Source organism: Chryseobacterium wanjuense, from assembly GCF_900111495.1.
GTDB classification, from domain to species: domain Bacteria; phylum Bacteroidota; class Bacteroidia; order Flavobacteriales; family Weeksellaceae; genus Chryseobacterium; species Chryseobacterium wanjuense.
Window position 1 is genome coordinate 245,681 of the sequence record NZ_FOIU01000002.1, and the last position, 16,780, is coordinate 262,460.

Genomic DNA, 16,780 nt, shown 5'->3' on the forward strand with positions numbered 1-16,780 from the left:
ACATTTAGGCGATTTTATTTTTAATTATTATATTTGCGTATAAAATACACAATTATGCACGACGTACGGTTGAATTCCATTTTAGATAATGATTTTTATAAAATTACTATGCAGAATGCGGTAGTAAAATTATTCCCTGGTTCTATAGTAAAATACGAATTTATCAACAGGGGGAAACATCAGTTTCCGGAAGGTTTTGATGTTGCTTTAAGAGAAGCCGTAAACAAAATGGCCGAACTTAAATTAACGAAAGATGAAAAAAAATTCATGGCCAGAACCTGCCCTTACATCGATCTACCCTATCTGGATTTTCTTGAAGGATACCATTACGATCCGTCTGAAGTAAAAATTCATCAGGATGGAACCGAACTTTCCGTCACAGTGGAAGGGCTTTGGTACAGAACGATTCTTTGGGAAGTGCCTTTATTGGCCTTAATCAGTGAGTTGCATTATGAAATGAACCATATGGAAAGAGATTCCAACGAGGTTGTCATGAGTAAAACACTTGAAAAAGCCGATTCTCTAGCAAAGCTGGGTGTGAATTTCGCAGAATTCGGGACAAGGAGAAGACATTCTTATAAAGTTCAGAATCTGGTAATGGAAGCATTAACACATAAAAAAGAATCTACATTCATCGGAAGCTCCAACGTACATTTTGCCATGAAGTATGGTGTAAAGCCCATCGGAACTCACGCTCACGAATGGTTTATGTTCCACGCTGCGGAATATGGTTTCAAAATGGCCAATGAATTGGCACTCGAACATTGGGTTGATGTCTACAGAGGCGATCTGGGAGTTGCCCTTTCAGATACTTATACAACGGATGTTTTCTTCCAGCAGTTTGATAAAAAATTTGCCAAACTGTTCGACGGTGTTCGCCACGACAGCGGTGACGCTTTGGAATTTGCTGATAAAACGATTGCCCACTATCAAAGACACGGAATCAATCCGTTATTTAAATATATCATTTTCTCCGATGCCTTAAATCTTGAAAAAGTAGAGGAAATTACCAACTACTGCAGAGGAAAAATCGGGATTTCTTTCGGAATCGGAACCAATCTTACCAATGATGTCGGTTTAAAACCAATGAATATCGTAATGAAATTAATCGGAGTACAGGCTCCGAACCACGAATGGATTCCAACGGTAAAACTTTCCGACGAGCGTGGAAAATACACGGGAGATCCAAAAATGATCGAACTGGCAAAAGAATTTTTAAGAATAAAAGAGTAATCAAGATGAAAAAATTTATTTTAATAGTGTGGCTTTTCGCAGCAACATTTTCATTAGCACAAAAGACAACAGAACAGCCAAAATACAATCAGGAGCTTGCCACAAAACAGGGCGCCGACAAATACGGAATGAAAGCCTACACCATCGTCATGCTCACAACCGGACCAACAAAAATAGAGGACAAAGCCAAAATGGGCGAACTGATGAAAGGACATTTAGGAAATATTGGAAAACTGGCAGACGAAGGAAAAATAGTTGTTGCAGGCCCATTTCTTGAAAAAAATAAAGAAAACTACCGCGGTATGTTTATTTTCAATACCAAATCCAAAGAGGAAGCCGAGCAATGGGTAAAAACAGATCCGGCAGTTCAGGCTGGCGTTTTTTCATATGAAATTTTCCCTTGGTATGGTTCGGCAGCGTTGCCAACATATTTGGAGCATCATAAGGAGATTGCGAAGGAGAATCCGTAATCATGGGCTTTTACAGTAAGTTTTCACATAATGATTTAATTGAATCTTATAAAAATCAGGTTGATTATCAAGGAAAACCGAGCAATGAACTTTTAGAAGAAATTTCAAAAAGAGGTTCTATCGATGATTTTAAAAAAGAAATTGAAAATCAAAAACAAATATTGAACGAACGCAATAAGATTATCCGGGAAATTCATCAGCATTACTTAAATAAATCTTCAAAAGAAGAAGCCCTTTCATTATTAAGTTCGGATATATTATCGAGACAGGAAATAAGAATTCTTGTCGAAGAAAAGTATGCGGATATCCATTATACAACCGAGAATTTAAAAGTCGACTCCAATACGGTAATAAACAGTTTTTTTGGAGCTATAATAGCATCTGTTGTGAGTACGATGATTATGTTTTTACTTCTTGCATCAATTAATTCTCTACTAGTATTTAATTTCTTTTTACTAATACCAATATATATTATTAATTATCTCATTATTAAATTTTTCACGAATAAAACGAGAGATAATTTGGCCGTTTTTATCGCAACTTTTATGGCGACAATTTTAAATTGTATATATTTTTTTCTTTTTATATATTTTAGTGAATAAATAATTAGATTTATAAAAACTAAAAAACACCATGAAAACCATAGAAGAAGTTCTGAAAAAGCTTGATGAAATCATTATCTGGGCTAAAGAAAACCAAAGTCCTGCAGGATATTTTGCATGCACTTACCGAATCATGACGGCACAGGTTTTAAAAGGTATTCAACAGAAAAAATTTGAGGACAATCCCAGAATGACCCAACTTGATATTGCTTTCGCTCAACGGTATCTTGAAGCCTGGGACGCCTATTCCAAAGGGAAAAAGTGTACAAATTCCTGGTATCTTGCCTTTGAAGCAACAAAAAATAAAAACCTGCTGATCTTACAGCACATTTTCTTGGGAATGAACGCCCACATCAATCTCGACCTGGGAATTTCTGCGGCATCAGTCATGCCATACCGAAAAATCAATCCTCTGAAAAAAGATTTTGAAAATATTAATAATGTCATTGCTTCCATCAACCAGAAAGTTCAGGATTCTCTGAATAAAATCTGTTATCCGGTGGGTTTGATTGATAAAATTTCGAATGGAAAAGATAATGCCGTTTTAGATTTTGCCATTTCAAAAGCGAGAGATACATCTTGGGCAACGGCAGTTATCGCTTCAAATACTCCCAATTTTTTAAGAGAATCTGTCATTGGGATTGTCGATTACGCCGCTGCAAAAGTTGCCACACAAATTTTAAATCCGAAAATCCTCACTCCTGCTTTAACGAAGGAATTGAAAAAATGCGAGAGCAGTGATGTGGTGAAGAATATTGAGATTTTATCGAGTACAAAAAATGTTTAAAGGTTTTGGATTTAAATCTTCCAAATAAAAAATTTACGGTTTCCCATAAAAGAAATCCACTTTCCTTTTTGTAATTTTGAAACATGGAGATGACATATTTAATTATCGGATGTATTGCCGGAGGAGTTATTGGGGCGGTTATTCTATATTTCGCCTTGAAATCATCAATGGTTTCAAGAAGTTCGTATGATGAACTGAACAATTTACACATTAAAAACAATTCTGATTTAGAAAATTCTAATCTGAAAATTCAGGAACTTACTCAGAATATTAATAAAGAAAAAGAACTCAGTCTTCAGCAAACGGATCTTTTGAATGACTTAAAGAACGAATTTGCAAAAATATCTGCAGAACACTCATCTTTAAACACCCAGTTTTTAGAACAAAAACAAATCAATTCCAAACAAACAGCTCAGATTGAAAGTCTTTTAACGGAGAAACAAAATATCTTCGCCAAAAATTCTGAGCTTTCCGCTATCAATGAAAGTCTGCAGAAATCTTTAGAAACTCAGAAAGAAGAGATTACAAAAATTCAGGAGGAAGCCAAGTTGCAGTTTAAAAATCTGGCCAATGAAATTTTAGAAGAGAAATCTGAAAAATTTACTGAACAAAATCAATTGAATATCAAAAACTTGTTAAACCCACTTCAAGAGAAAATCAATAATTTTGAAAAAAAGGTAGAAACTACTCATAAGGAAAGTATTGATTACCATGCTGCTTTAAGAGAACAAATCATAGGATTGAAAGATTTAAATGCTCAAATGAGTAAAGAAACTTTAAATCTGACTAAAGCACTAAAAGGAGATAGCAAAATACAGGGAAACTGGGGCGAATTAGTTTTAGAAAGAGTTTTAGAGAAATCTGGGCTTGAGAAAGGACGTGAATATGAAATTCAAAAGAGCCATTTAACAGAAGAAGGGAATCGTGTTCAACCAGATGTTATTATAAATCTTCCTGATGGAAAAAAAATGATTATTGATTCTAAAGTATCTTTAGTTGCATATGAAAAATATATTAATGAAGAAAATGACGATATAAAGATTCAATTTTTAAAAGAACACATAATTTCTTTAAGAAGACATATTGAGCAATTAGGAACAAAAAACTATCATAATCTATATGAAATGGAAAGCCCTGATTTCGTTCTACTTTTCATTCCAATAGAACCAGCCTTTGCAATTGCTATAAACGATGATAATCAACTATACAATAAAGCTTTTGAAAAAAATATAGTTATTGTTACTCCATCCACGTTATTAGCCACTTTAAGAACGATCGACAGCATGTGGACAAATCAAAAACAGCAAAACAATGCTATTGAAATAGCTCGTCAAGCAGGTGCACTATATGATAAATTTGAGGGTTTCGTAGCAAATCTTTTAAAGGTTGGTAAAAAGATGGAAGAAGCTAAATCTGAATATGAAGGAGCAATGAATAAACTTATTGATGGAAGAGGAAATTTAGTCACGGCTGCACAGAGATTAAAAGTAATGGGAGCTAAAGCAACAAAAAATCTTCCTGAAAATTTAATTACTAGAGCAAAAGCTAATGAAGAAATCTCAGAATTAAAATTAATTGACAATCCAAAAGATACATCTGAACTCCAAGAAGAATAAATTTTACAACCTCAGAACCTCTCTGAGGTTTTTTATTTAATGGATTTAAAGATAAATTTTACATAATTTTGCGGAATGTTAATAGAAAGTTTCCAGAACGAAAAAGTAAAATACATTACCAAACTTCTTGCAGATAACCGATTTCGCAAGAAATCAGATGTTTTTGTCGTAGAAGGACAGCAGGAAAATGAAAGGGCTCAGAAATTTGGTTTCGAACCCGTTGAATTCTTTATCTCTGAAAATATTTTTCAAAAAGAACTACCAAAAGGGAAAGTCCATTTGGTGAGTGAGAAAGTGTACGAGAAAATCGCTTACCGAGGAAGCTCGGAAGGGATCATCGGTGTTTATAAAACTAAGGAGGAAGATTTAAGTTCTTTTAAACCTCAGGATAATTCTACAGTAATTATTGTTGAAGGCGTTGAAAAGCCCGGTAATTTAGGCGCTATTTTAAGAAGCTGCGAAGCTTTCGGAATTGATGCCTTAATTGTTTCTGATGGTAAAACTGATTTTTATAATCCAAATGTGATACGATCAAGTGTCGGTTGCCTTTTCGGGATGAAGGTTTTTCAGGCGGATAATCAAAAAACGCTGGAATTTCTTCAGGAAAATAATTTTAATATTTATACAACGATCATGGATGAAACGGCGGAAGATCTTTACAAAAGAGATTTTAAAGAAAAATCTGCAGTTTTATTCGGGACAGAACATTCAGGTTTAAGTGATTTCTGGATCGGAAAAGGGAAAAATACGTTGATTCCAATGGCCGGAAGTATCGACTCTCTAAACTTGAGTAATGCTGTAGCGATTACTTGCTACGAAGCTTTGAGGCAGAAAAAAGGATAATTGTTGTTTGTTGTTAGTAGTTGATAGTTTTCATTACTTATTACCCATTACTAATTACTCATAATTAAAATTACGCGCATAAAAAAACCGCATCACTGGGTGAGCGGTTCTTTTATTTTTAAAGCGTAAGCTAAAATTATTTCTTAGCAGCTTCTTTAGTTGCATCTTTAGCAGCATCAGCAGCACCTTTAGCAGCATCAGCAGCTCCTTTAGCAGCGTCAGCAGCACCTTTAGTTGCGTCTTTAGCAGCTTCAGTACCAGCAGCAGTAGTTGCAGCAGCAGCATCTTTAGTAGCATCTACAGCAGTAGTAGCAGCAGAATCAACAACTTTAGCAGCAGAATCAACTACAACAGCAGCTGAATCAGTAGTAGCAGCAGCAGCTGAATCAGCTCCTTCTGTAGCAGTAGCTTCAGTTTTTTTACAAGCAACTAGAGAGATTGCAGCGATAGCAGCTACGAATAATGACTTTTTCATAATAAATTAAATTTAATTTTGTTAATATTGTTTTATAAAATCTTTTCTCTGTTCGGTTATTTGAACAAGACAAAGGTATAGCAGATAGAAAATTTGTTTAGGAAAAATAATTGTAATACCTTTGTAAAATTGTTTTACAAATTAATACAACTGATAATCAATAAATTAATTACTTTTAAAAAGTTTGACAGATTTAGATATATTACACTTTGAGCAGCTGAAAAGGGATGTACAGGCTCAATATTTGAAAGAATACACTCCTTCCTATGATGATATATCAAAATGGAAAGGGATAGATATTATATATTTCCAGGAAGATCTTCGCAAAAAGGCTAAAGGAAACATCAGCGAAAAATCTTTTTACACTTATTTCAAAACTTCTCCCGTTACCAAATTGCCAAGAATTGATATGCTCAATTTATTGAGTATTTATGCGGGTTACGACTCATGGTACGAATTCAAAAAGCAGCACCTATTTGCCGGAGAATTACTGACGGATGATGACGATTTAAGCGATGAAGAAATACAGGAATTGGAGAAAACAGTTTCAAATTCTCCTGAACTACCAAAAAATGAAATTCTGCCTCAAAAAATAGAATTTAAAGCCCCTGAAAATACTGATTTACAAAAATCAATAACTGAAAGCCAAACAGTTAACCAAAAATCAGAATTATCACAAAATCTTAATTCCGAGGGCTCAAAACCTAAGAAAAATTTCTTCAGAAAGAACGCTTGGGCGATCGTAACTTCCATTTTGATAATCATTACCGGTATTTTAGGATTCAAGGATGAAATTTTTTCCAAAACGTATAAATATTGTTTCACCGATGCCGACAGAGGTGTTGGGGTTATCAATACACTGGAAATAAAAGTTATTAAAGAAAACGAATCTCCTATCCTTTTTAAAATAAAACCCGGCGAGTGTTTTTATTATTCCACCAAGGATAAAAACCTGAAAATGCAGATCAGTGCGCCATTCTACGAGTATCTGGAGGTAAACCGAAGCTTAGAAAACGCTCCGGATGAAGAAATGATCGAGCTGAAGCCTGATGATTATAAGATGGCAGCTTATTATTTCTCCATAAAAGATGTAACCGGCGCTCCGAAAGAGGAACAATTGTCTCTGATCAAGCAGAAAAGAAACCAGCTGGAGAATTTAATCAGCAATAATGCAGTCATTTACCAGGTATATGACAACAATACGTATGGTATCGAAAGACTTGACAAACAAAAATATATCACACTAGTAACCACTCCTACTACATCCTTAAAAAATTTAAGTGTAATTGAAATGAAAAAGGATAGTAAAGGAAAGATCATCTCTATTAAATTTAAAATTGCAACCACAGATGAAAAGAATAATTAATTTTTTACTATTTACCCTATTACTTCTTGCATTTGTTTCCTGTAATAATAAAAAAACAGAAGTAAGCGACCTTGATAAACTTAGAAACAGTAATAACACAGCGTCTTATCCTGCCGTAAAGATGGACAGCGCACAGGCGATCAATCTCATCACCAAACAAAAAGTGCAGGAGCTGCTGGATCTTTCGACTTTATATCTTTCGGGAAATAGAAATACGGAGATTGATACCGTTATCTATTCTCAGATGCAGAGTTATTTTCATAAACCGGATAGCCTTACTTTTAAAAAATTATTTCATGAACTGGATAGTTTGAAAGTAAAAAGTGTAAAAGTGAACAGTCTGGAAGTTTATAAAGATTTTTATAAAAAGGACACATTGGATTTTGCAAAATTCAATGTAGAATATTTCGACAGTAAAAACAAATCATTGGGATCTTTCGAGAAAAACGCCCAATACATTTTAGTTTCTACTCCGAATACGAATAATGAATTTAAATTTTTCTTTTTAGATTTTTATTCCAATCCATTCAAAAAAGACAGTACGTCTGTGGGCGTAACCAAATAGTCCAGCGGAATATCATTTTCCCAGACATCGTCGATCATTTCATCGGGGTTAAAATAATTAACTCCGATTTTTTTCACTTCCGAAGAAACACTTTCGAAAAAAGCATCATAAAAACCTTTGCCATAGCCTACCCTGTTGCCTTTATCATCACAATATAAAAGAGGGGTAATCACGTAATGAAAATAACTCTCTCCGGAATCTTCATTTGAAACAGGTTCAGGAATTCCCCATGCACTGGTTTCAAATAGAGTATCTGCAAAAATTTCTATATTAATTAATTCATCCGCAACAATTTTCGGCACAAAAACACGAATATTCTGCTTCAAAAAATAATCAATAAAAATCTGGGTATTAATTTCATTTCTTTCTAAAATAGGAATGAAAACATGTACCTTCTCCCCTTCTTTTGGCTGAAAATAATTAATAAAATTTTTAAAAATCTTTTCAGATAACAAGAAAGCCTCATCGGTGGACAAGGCTTTTCTTTTTTGCATATATTTCTTTCTGATCTCAGCTTTTAACATGATGATTATGCGTTTTCGCTTTGCAGAATCTTATATAATTTATCAGACAAACGAACTCTGAACGGAAGCTCAAAAGTAATCTGATCACCAGGTTTTGCCGTTTCACAAGGACCTCCGTTTACAAAAATCTGTGTAATTGTAATTTCCTGATCTCCTGTTGTTGGTCCTGAAATCAAAACTTTATCACCCACAGAAAGTTCTTTATTTTCAATTAAAAACTGTGCAATTTTTGATTTTGAATAATAATGTTCCGCCTTTCCGATCAAAGTTTTTTTAACTTTTATTTTCTGGCGAATATCTTTCGACCCCGCCGGTGTCGCTTTTGCTAAAGGTTTATTTGGCAGGTCACCGGATTTTTTAAACTTCAAAGCTTCCGATTTTCCTTTTCTGAAAACTTTATTTCCAACCTGTAAGCCTTTTCTCAGTTTTACCTGCTCTTCTACAGGCAAATGGATGATATCCAGACATTCCGTTGAGCAGCAGTTTTCCATCGCCGCTTTACATTCATCACATTGAATAAACAGTAAATGACACGCATCATTAGCACAATTCGTATGGTTATCACAAGGTTTTCCGCATTGGTGACACTGCGCGATGATATCATCTGTAATTCTTTCTCCCAATCGATGATCAAAGACGAAATTTTTACCTATAAATTTACTTTCAATCCCTTCTTCCTTTATCTGACGGGTATACTCAATAATTCCGCCTTCCAATTGGTAAACGTTTTTAAAGCCCTGGTGTTTGAAATAAGCACTGGCTTTTTCACAACGAATACCTCCTGTACAGTACATCAAAAGGTTTTTATCCTCTTTAAAATCCTGTAACTGTTCCTTGATAATCGGTAAACTTTCCCTGAAATTTTCAACATCCGGAGTGATGGCTCCTTCAAAATGCCCTACTTCACTTTCGTAGTGATTTCTGAAATCTACTACAATCGTATTGGGATCTTCAAGGAGATTATTAAATTCCTGTGCTTTCAGGTGAGTTCCTTTATTGGTAACATCAAAAGTCTCATCATTCAATCCGTCGGCAACGATTTTATGTCTGACTTTTATGGTTAATTTTAAAAAAGAGTGGTTATCCTGCTCAACGGCTACATTCAAACGGATGCCTCTCATAAAATCGTATGCTTCCAGCGTATCGCGGAAAGCTTCAAAATTGTCTGCAGGAACACTCATCTGAGCATTGATTCCTTCATGCGCCACATATATACGGCCGAGTGCATCAAGGGCATTCCAGGCTATAAATAATTCGTCGCGAAATTTTTTGGGATCTTCAATTTTGGCATACGCATAGAAAGACAAAGTAAGACGTTCCTTACCGGCTTCATCAATAAGTTGAGCTCTTTCTTCTGCGCTTAAGGTGTTATACAGTTGCATGCTATAAACGTTTTAAGTGAGAAAAAAATTTTTGCAAAGATAATCTTTTTTCAATAAAAATAAAATTACATCTGTAATCGTAATAAGAACGGAAATACTGCGCTTATTTAAATTTCACTATATTTATTAACCATTATATTTAACTTTTGTCATTATAAACACATCTTATATATGACATTTTGTCTTTAATAATTTTTTAAGATTCGTTAATTAGGGTTTTAATAATTATGACATAATGCATAAATTATTGCTATTCCTGTTAAATTTTAGTTAAAATTGAAACATTACATACTAACTGCATACCTATTTAGCATTAAATTTGTTTAGACTAAAACGAAAAATTAAACCAATAAATAACAAAGAAAGATATACAATGAAGAGTACTTTAAAAAAACTATTACCATTTGCAGTAGTAGGCGTTATTTCAGGAGCTACTACCGTTGGAACATTACAATATTTCGGACATGATTCCAACAGCGGAGACCAATCATACTTCACAAAATCAGCATCTAATGTCACATTTGCAGGAATGAATTCTGCAGCGGTAGGAGACGATTTTGTAAAAGCAGCTAAAACGACGGTTCCGGCTGTAGTGACCATCAAAAATTATCAATCTAGATCAACAAACAGAGCATCTGAGCAGGATCTGTTTGATTTCTTCTTTGGAGATCCGTTTGGAGGAAGAGGACAGCAAAGACAGAAACAGCAACAACAAGCTCCGGATAATATGCCTTCAGGAATGGGTTCCGGGGTAATCATTTCGCCTGATGGTTATATTATTTCGAATAATCACGTTGTAGCAGGTGCCAATAAGCTTGAAGTGGTTTTAAGCAATAAAAAATCTTATATCGCGACATTGGTAGGAACTGACCCGAATACAGATATCTCATTATTAAAAATCGAAGAAAAAGGATTGCCTTATCTTAATTTTGCCAATTCTGATAATATCGAGGTCGGACAATGGGTTCTTGCAGTAGGAAATCCGCTTGGACTGAATTCTACCGTAACGGCAGGGATTATTTCTGCAAAAGGAAGAGGAATCGGAATTTTAAGTTCACAAGGAAAAGCGGCTAACCCAATTGAAAGCTTTATCCAAACCGATGCGGCGATCAACCCTGGGAACTCGGGAGGAGCTCTGGTAAATACGAATGGTGATTTGATCGGTATTAATTCTGCCATTCAGTCCACTACAGGATATTATCAAGGATACGGATTTGCAGTGCCTTCCAATCTGGCAAGAAAAATTGTTGAGGATATTAAGAAATTCGGTATCGTACAAAGAGGTTTCCTAGGAGTTACTTCAATCGACCTTTCTGACGATCAATTAGTTGCATCTTACAACAAACAATATAAAACCAATATAAAAACTGGTAACGGAGTTTATATTACAGGATTCGGAGAAAACAGCGGTGCTGAAGACGCAGGCTTGAAAAAAGGAGACATCATTACGAGTATCGACAATACGCCGGTAACAGATTTTGCAGATCTGTCGATCGCAGTGGGCAGCAAACGTCCGGGTGATAAAGTGGCTGTAACCTATCAGAGAAACGGTAAAGAAGCAACGACAACTGTTACTTTAAAAGACCAGAAAGGCGGAACTTCGACAAGAACTAAGGCTGACCTTAGCGTAACTGAGAAAATCGGAGCCGAGTTTGAACCGTTGAGCGACAGATTTAAAACCGATTACGGCTTGAACAGCGGAGTAATTGCCAAAAATGTATCGGAAGGAAGCGAGATCGCTAAAATCGGAATCGTAGATAATTATATCGTTATTGAAATAAATGGTAAACCTGTCAATTCACAAAAAGACGTTGAAAAAATCCTTGATAAATATTCAGGAAATGTATCCGTGAAATTTGTGGATGCTTATGGACAGATTTATACGAGAGGATTTAAAATGCCTTAGAAAAAATCTAAACTTAAACTTCATATCAAAAAAAACCGTCTTCTATTGAGGACGGTTTTTTTTGTTATTGAAACAAACAGTTGTTACAATAGCTTATGTTTTTCTGTTTTAATTTTAAAATTCCAACCTAAAGAAATAAAATTGCATCCTTATTATAATACGACATTGTTTGTCGCTTTAGGGGGTTAGATTTGTATTGTACAATTATAAACCAACAGATTATGAAAGAAAATATAAAAAATCATTTTGTGGTGAAATTAAAATATTTTAAATTTGCAAAAGTAAACAACACAAAAAACACAACGATGAATAAAAAAATACTCTACCATGGGTGCATTTCCTAATATGCACAATTCAGGGTTTATCTCTGAAAAATAATCCGATTAAAATTTAAAGGTATTATACACATCATATTTCAATGATGTATATCAATATTACAATTAATAAAAACAAAAATGTATGAAAAAACTTTATTTGAGTGTACTTCTTGTAGGTACATTTGTTAGCCTATCCGCCCAGGAGGTGGTTTGGCAACGTGATATTAAATCCGATACTCAGGATTTTTTAAGTCAGGTTACAACGACTATCGACGGGCAATATCTAATTACAGGAAGCAGTATTCAAAGTGATAAACTTCAGGCTTCAGGTAGTAAGCAGAATAATGGTTACGATTTCAAATTAATAAAATTAAACCAACAGGGCGAAGAAATCTGGAAAAAATATTTCGTTGGCGGGAACCATGATTTCTTGTCTACAACAGTAGCTACTCAGGAAGGAGGATTTTTGTTAGCAGGTACTTCTTACTCAGGAAAAGGATTTGATAAAAAGGAGGATTCTAAAGGAGGATCAGATCTCTGGTTGATCCGTTTAAACGAGTTTGGAGACCCAATCTGGCAGAAAACAATTGGCTCTACAGCCGATGAAGAAGTAAGATCTGTTATTCAAACCACCGACTTAGGATTCTTTGTTGCGGGTAATGTTCAAAACTCACCTAAAAACTACGGATCAAAGGATGTTCTCATCGTAAGACTGGATAAGGACGGAAAAAAATTATCGCAAACTATTTTTGGTGGACGTGGGCTAGACGAGGTTGAAAGAATGATCCCAACAAGAGATGGAGGTGCATTGCTAGGGATATACTCACGAGGTGGCATTGGAGGCTCAAAGAAGACTGAAAATTATGGCGAAGGGGACTATTATATTATCAAATTGGATAAAAATAATAAGGTTCAGTGGGAGAAAAACTACGGAGGAAAAGGTGATGATCATTTGAGAACGTTGGCTTTAACATCTACAGGTTATTTAATCGGAGGAGAATCAAGATCGGAAAGGTCTGGAAATAAATCTGTGGGGATTGAAGAAGGAACAGACTTATGGTTGATTTCACTCGATGAAAGAGGAGAAGAAATCTGGCAGAAATCTTACAATTTCAAAAACAGGGATGTTTTAATGGGAATGAGCGTTTTGCATTCTTCGGATGATAAGACTTCAAAAGGAATTTTACTGGGAGGCTACACTCAGGCAGAAGGAAGGATTGAAAATGACGATGAAACTTTTTGGATGCTTTATCTGGATCAAAATGGTAATGAGCAGTGGAGAAAACATATAAAAGGTGAGTCCAGAAAGAAAGAGGAAAGACTATCTGATATAAAATTAAACAGAGACGGTTCAATTGTATTAGCCGGAACCAGTGCAGAGGAATTAGGAAAAGAAAACTGGAAGATTGTAAAACTGGGTGATAAGCAAATTGATCAGTTGATCGAAAAACAGGATATTAAGATCTATCCGAATCCAGTATCAGATTATGCTTATGTGGAAATCGGATTTGATTTTAAGGAAGCTGATATTTTGATGTATGATATGTCGGGAAGACAATTGCAAAGCTTAAAAACTAAGAATAAAGTGACGAAGATTAATACGCAGTCTTTGATTCAGGGGGCTTATCTGGTTACTGTTAAGACTGATACGAATAAAACAGCTAGTGCAAAATTAATAAAAAAATAAAAACAAATTATGAAAAAAATATTTTTACTACTCCCTTTTTTATTCTTTTATAGCAAGTTCTATACTCAAAACTCTGTCCCTTCAGCAGCAGCGACGTCTGCGTATATAGATGACCCTTCCTCTATAGCAAGCGGGGAACCGAATATAAATTTTCCTGTTGTCAAATTGCCAACTTTAAATAAAAATATTGGATTAGAATTTTCATTAGACTATAAGGTGAATAATCATGCCAATGGCAGTTACAAAAATGATATAATAGGAGATTATTGGAAATTGTTTGGAGGAGGAGTCATCTCAAGAGAAACGCCCTATATGTATTTTGACGGTTGGTCTGATGATACTTCTTCATGCTACGCAGCGAGCTGTTATCGTGATATTTATTTTTACAGTTTTTTAGGAAAATCAGGAAAATTTAAATTCACAAAAAGTGCAACTACAAATGCATTTCAGTTAATAAATTTATCTCCCAACAATTTAAAATTTGAATATCTCACAACAGGTGATGGTTCTAAAATAAATAACATTTCATCTTTCATCATTACAGATGACGATGGAATAAGATATACATTTAGTGATTATTCTACTTCCGTATTAGTCACCGATAAAGGTACTGCTAATGAAAAACGAAAAGAATACAAATCTGCTTTTTATTTAAGTAAAGTAACCGATGCTTTAAATAATGAACTTTTAAATTTTACATATCAAAAAAACATACATAATGAACCGTATACTACGAAATTAAAATATACAAGCTGTGAACTTCAGAAAGCTTATTCTCCATCATACGGAACCGTTTCATTAAACTATGCCTATTCTCCAAATCAAGGAGCTCCTAACGAGCCTTATGAATACAAGCTATTAAAATTCACCTTAACAGATACTGAAAATCATGTTATATCATCTTCCAATTTAGTGTATGATTCAGAGTATCTTAAAGCTTTAGAAAAAACTGATAAGAATTCCCAGATCATAGAAAAAACATCTTTTGAGTATGGCCTTACAACTGAACCTAGTTATTTTCCGGCAGGAGCTATTCCAGGATGGACTGATCCTAATTCTAATTTTCTTCTTAAAAAGGTAATTTTACCTACGGGAGGAGTCATAAAATACACATTTCAGGCAAATCAATATTTTCGAGATAAAAGTGGAAGTGATTATGGCTTAAATTATGCTTTATATAGTGGAAGCGAAGGTAATATTGGAGATCCTGAAGTACAGTTTTATAAATATATAAATCTATCCTTTAATAGTCAACAAAATCCGTCCTCAACGGCTCAATTGAAGTATCCCTTTAATATTGTAACATCAGATGGAAAACCAACAATGGTTAAAATTCCAGAATTTTATATAAATGAATTTCAAGGTTACTTATTTGACCCACCCTATCCGGGAATATGGGGAATGAAAGAATTTACGACATTAAGCTATGATTCAAAATTCTTAGGACAAAAACCGAAGTTTGAATTTAGAATTTTAAATTCGAACAACGCTCTTGTATATGAAGCTCAAACTGGGAGTAAATATTATTCTTTAGCCCCTGGACAATATACATTAGAAATTATTTTGCCCCAGCAATTAGAATATACAATAGATAATGACAATAATAATATCCCCAGCCAAGCTGACAATAAGTTTTTGTTAAAAGGAGGCAAAGGTGGTGCCACTCTAAGATACATAGACAGAATTCTACCTCCTTATAAAAATGCGGTAAGCACAAACAATTCAGGGGTAAGAGTTAAAAACATTGAATTTTATGAAAATAACAACACTTCTACTCCCATTAAATCTTTAAACTATGAATATACGGAATTTAATAACTCAATGAATTCCAGCGGAAAGGAGTTCAAACGAGAAGATTATGGGATTTATAACTACAATAATGATTCCAGAATACCCCCTCATATTCTATATAAAAATGTGAAAATCTCCGAAAACAATAAAGGTCATATCAAATATTATTTTAAAACAACAGCTGATAATTTAAAATACTTTGAAGATGAAACAGGAACTATTATAAATTTAAATAATTTCAATTCTTATCCAAACGATAGTAATTATCCTATGTATGATTTGATAAAGGAAGGTATTTTAGACAAAAAAGAAATTTACGACTCTGACAATAAACTATTAGAGAGTATAGAATGTGATTATGTATTTGCTTCTCTCCCAGCTGGAGATGTTTCAAGGAAATATAAAGTAGTGGGAGATATAACTGCTGAGCCCTCTATTATAAAGCAAAAGAAAATAATTACAAAAACATATGATACGGCTACCAGTGCATTCATCAATAAAATATCAGAAAGTACAAACAGTACAGTAAACCTTGCTCCTACTTTAATGAAAGAAACATTTTCCGATGGAACAAATGTGGAAACCAGCTATCAATATGCAAAAGACAAAAACATAGTGCATTTGCTGGCTGCCAATATGATAGCAACCCCCTTGGAGACCCAAGTAAAGAATAATGGAGAGCTTGTCAGTAAAACCGAAATTAAATATGATAATCCGGCGAACCTTTTTCCAACCTCAATGCTTTCTCTTGATCTTCAAAGCAACAATATGTCCACAGAAGTTACTTTCGAGAAATATGATAGCAAAGGCAACATTGTTCAGTATACTACAAAAGAAGGTATTTCCACAACAATAATATGGGGCTACCACCAGACTCTGCCTATTGCAAAAATAGAGGGAGCAAAACTATCGGATATTCAGCAATCAATGATTGATAGTATTGTAAATTCTTCAAATGCTGATGCAACAGCAGCAGCAAATAATGATGAAACTTCATTCCTGGCTGTTTTGGATTCATTCAGAAAGAATAATTCAAATTATATAGTAACAACTTATACCTATGATCCGTTGATAGGCATACGAACTACCACTCCTCCTTCAGGGATCAGAGAGATCCGTATGTATGATTCTGCCGGCAGGCCGGAAAAAGTATTAGATATCAACGGAAAAGTGCTGAATCAATTAAAGTACAACTACAAACACTAAACACATCCCC

14 protein-coding genes are annotated in these 16,780 nt (G+C 34.4%); 11 read left to right on the forward strand and 3 right to left on the reverse strand.

Annotation, left to right across the window (positions count from 1 at the left end):
• The first annotated feature begins 54 nt into the window (after positions 1-54).
• The 6 genes from pncB (at position 55) to BMX24_RS12900 (ending at position 5,551) form a co-directional block, all read left to right on the forward strand.
• Positions 55-1,233 carry a nicotinate phosphoribosyltransferase gene (pncB, locus tag BMX24_RS12875; protein ID WP_089793333.1) on the forward strand — a complete coding sequence of 393 codons (1,179 nt, stop codon included), beginning with the start codon at positions 55-57 and terminating at the stop codon, positions 1,231-1,233.
• Positions 1,234-1,238: 5 nt separating this feature from the next.
• Positions 1,239-1,703 (forward strand): YciI family protein, encoded by a 465-nt coding sequence (locus BMX24_RS12880; RefSeq protein ID WP_089793335.1) that lies wholly within the window; start codon positions 1,239-1,241, stop codon positions 1,701-1,703.
• Positions 1,704-1,705: 2 nt separating this feature from the next.
• The gene (locus BMX24_RS12885; RefSeq protein WP_089793337.1) at positions 1,706-2,305 is read left to right on the forward strand and encodes a hypothetical protein; all 600 of its coding nucleotides are present in this window, start codon (positions 1,706-1,708) and stop codon (positions 2,303-2,305) included.
• A gap of 31 nt (positions 2,306-2,336) precedes the next feature.
• Positions 2,337-3,092: a DUF5995 family protein gene (locus BMX24_RS12890; protein WP_089793339.1), complete on the forward strand. Its 756-nt coding sequence runs from the start codon at positions 2,337-2,339 to the stop codon at positions 3,090-3,092.
• Positions 3,093-3,175: 83 nt separating this feature from the next.
• The gene (gene rmuC / locus BMX24_RS12895; RefSeq protein WP_089793341.1) at positions 3,176-4,708 is read left to right on the forward strand and encodes a DNA recombination protein RmuC; all 1,533 of its coding nucleotides are present in this window, start codon (positions 3,176-3,178) and stop codon (positions 4,706-4,708) included.
• Between the two features lie 75 nt (positions 4,709-4,783).
• Positions 4,784-5,551 carry a TrmH family RNA methyltransferase gene (locus tag BMX24_RS12900; RefSeq protein ID WP_089793342.1) on the forward strand — a complete coding sequence of 256 codons (768 nt, stop codon included), beginning with the start codon at positions 4,784-4,786 and terminating at the stop codon, positions 5,549-5,551.
• Between the two features lie 136 nt (positions 5,552-5,687).
• On the opposite strand, the gene BMX24_RS12905 is transcribed toward BMX24_RS12900, so the two are convergent.
• Entirely contained in the window at positions 5,688-6,026 is a 339-nt protein-coding gene (locus tag BMX24_RS12905; RefSeq protein WP_089793344.1) for a hypothetical protein, read from the reverse strand.
• Positions 6,027-6,210: 184 nt separating this feature from the next.
• Here BMX24_RS12905 and BMX24_RS12910 point away from each other — a divergent pair, with 184 nt between their 5' ends.
• Together BMX24_RS12910 and BMX24_RS12915 are read left to right on the forward strand one after the other, a co-directional pair.
• Entirely contained in the window at positions 6,211-7,392 is a 1,182-nt protein-coding gene (locus tag BMX24_RS12910; protein WP_089793346.1) for a hypothetical protein, read from the forward strand.
• On the forward strand, positions 7,376-7,957 hold the full coding sequence (locus BMX24_RS12915) for a hypothetical protein (protein ID WP_089793348.1): 582 nt from the start codon (positions 7,376-7,378) through the stop codon (positions 7,955-7,957). Before BMX24_RS12910 ends, BMX24_RS12915 begins: the two co-directional genes overlap by 17 nt.
• Here the strand turns inward: BMX24_RS12915 and BMX24_RS12920 are convergent.
• Together BMX24_RS12920 and trhO are read right to left on the reverse strand one after the other, a co-directional pair.
• Positions 7,906-8,451, reverse strand: coding sequence for a 5-formyltetrahydrofolate cyclo-ligase (locus BMX24_RS12920; protein WP_317040890.1), 546 nt, complete (start codon positions 8,449-8,451; stop codon positions 7,906-7,908). The two genes, BMX24_RS12915 and BMX24_RS12920, sit on opposite strands and share 52 nt — an antisense overlap.
• Before the next feature lie 35 nt (positions 8,452-8,486).
• On the reverse strand, positions 8,487-9,863 hold the full coding sequence (gene trhO / locus BMX24_RS12925) for an oxygen-dependent tRNA uridine(34) hydroxylase TrhO (protein ID WP_089793351.1): 1,377 nt from the start codon (positions 9,861-9,863) through the stop codon (positions 8,487-8,489).
• 373 nt (positions 9,864-10,236) lie between these two features.
• Between trhO and BMX24_RS12930 the strand changes: the two genes are divergently transcribed.
• The 3 genes from BMX24_RS12930 to BMX24_RS12940 all read left to right on the forward strand — a co-directional run bounded on the left by BMX24_RS12930 (position 10,237) and on the right by BMX24_RS12940 (position 16,770).
• The gene (locus tag BMX24_RS12930; RefSeq protein WP_089793354.1) at positions 10,237-11,769 is read left to right on the forward strand and encodes a trypsin-like peptidase domain-containing protein; all 1,533 of its coding nucleotides are present in this window, start codon (positions 10,237-10,239) and stop codon (positions 11,767-11,769) included.
• 459 nt (positions 11,770-12,228) lie between these two features.
• The gene (locus BMX24_RS12935) at positions 12,229-13,773 is read left to right on the forward strand and encodes a T9SS type A sorting domain-containing protein (RefSeq protein WP_089793356.1); all 1,545 of its coding nucleotides are present in this window, start codon (positions 12,229-12,231) and stop codon (positions 13,771-13,773) included.
• A gap of 9 nt (positions 13,774-13,782) precedes the next feature.
• A complete protein-coding gene (locus tag BMX24_RS12940; RefSeq protein ID WP_089793358.1) occupies positions 13,783-16,770 on the forward strand; it encodes a hypothetical protein in 2,988 nt (995 codons plus the stop codon).
• The last annotated feature ends 10 nt before the right edge of the window (positions 16,771-16,780 follow it).

Excerpts from the sequence above, each read along its gene's own strand:
- pncB (WP_089793333.1), top strand. The coding sequence starts at position 55 with ATGCACGACGTACGGTTGAATTCCATTTTAGATAATGATTTTTATAAA.
- BMX24_RS12880 (WP_089793335.1), top strand. The coding sequence starts at position 1,239 with ATGAAAAAATTTATTTTAATAGTGTGGCTTTTCGCAGCAACATTTTCA.
- BMX24_RS12885 (WP_089793337.1), top strand. The coding sequence starts at position 1,706 with ATGGGCTTTTACAGTAAGTTTTCACATAATGATTTAATTGAATCTTAT.
- BMX24_RS12890 (WP_089793339.1), top strand. The coding sequence starts at position 2,337 with ATGAAAACCATAGAAGAAGTTCTGAAAAAGCTTGATGAAATCATTATC.
- rmuC (WP_089793341.1), top strand. The coding sequence starts at position 3,176 with ATGGAGATGACATATTTAATTATCGGATGTATTGCCGGAGGAGTTATT.
- BMX24_RS12900 (WP_089793342.1), top strand. The coding sequence starts at position 4,784 with ATGTTAATAGAAAGTTTCCAGAACGAAAAAGTAAAATACATTACCAAA.
- BMX24_RS12905 (WP_089793344.1), bottom strand. The coding sequence starts at position 6,026 with ATGAAAAAGTCATTATTCGTAGCTGCTATCGCTGCAATCTCTCTAGTT.
- BMX24_RS12915 (WP_089793348.1), top strand. The coding sequence starts at position 7,376 with ATGAAAAGAATAATTAATTTTTTACTATTTACCCTATTACTTCTTGCA.
- BMX24_RS12920 (WP_317040890.1), bottom strand. The coding sequence starts at position 8,451 with ATGCAAAAAAGAAAAGCCTTGTCCACCGATGAGGCTTTCTTGTTATCT.
- trhO (WP_089793351.1), bottom strand. The coding sequence starts at position 9,863 with ATGCAACTGTATAACACCTTAAGCGCAGAAGAAAGAGCTCAACTTATT.
- BMX24_RS12930 (WP_089793354.1), top strand. The coding sequence starts at position 10,237 with ATGAAGAGTACTTTAAAAAAACTATTACCATTTGCAGTAGTAGGCGTT.
- BMX24_RS12935 (WP_089793356.1), top strand. The coding sequence starts at position 12,229 with ATGAAAAAACTTTATTTGAGTGTACTTCTTGTAGGTACATTTGTTAGC.
- BMX24_RS12940 (WP_089793358.1), top strand. The coding sequence starts at position 13,783 with ATGAAAAAAATATTTTTACTACTCCCTTTTTTATTCTTTTATAGCAAG.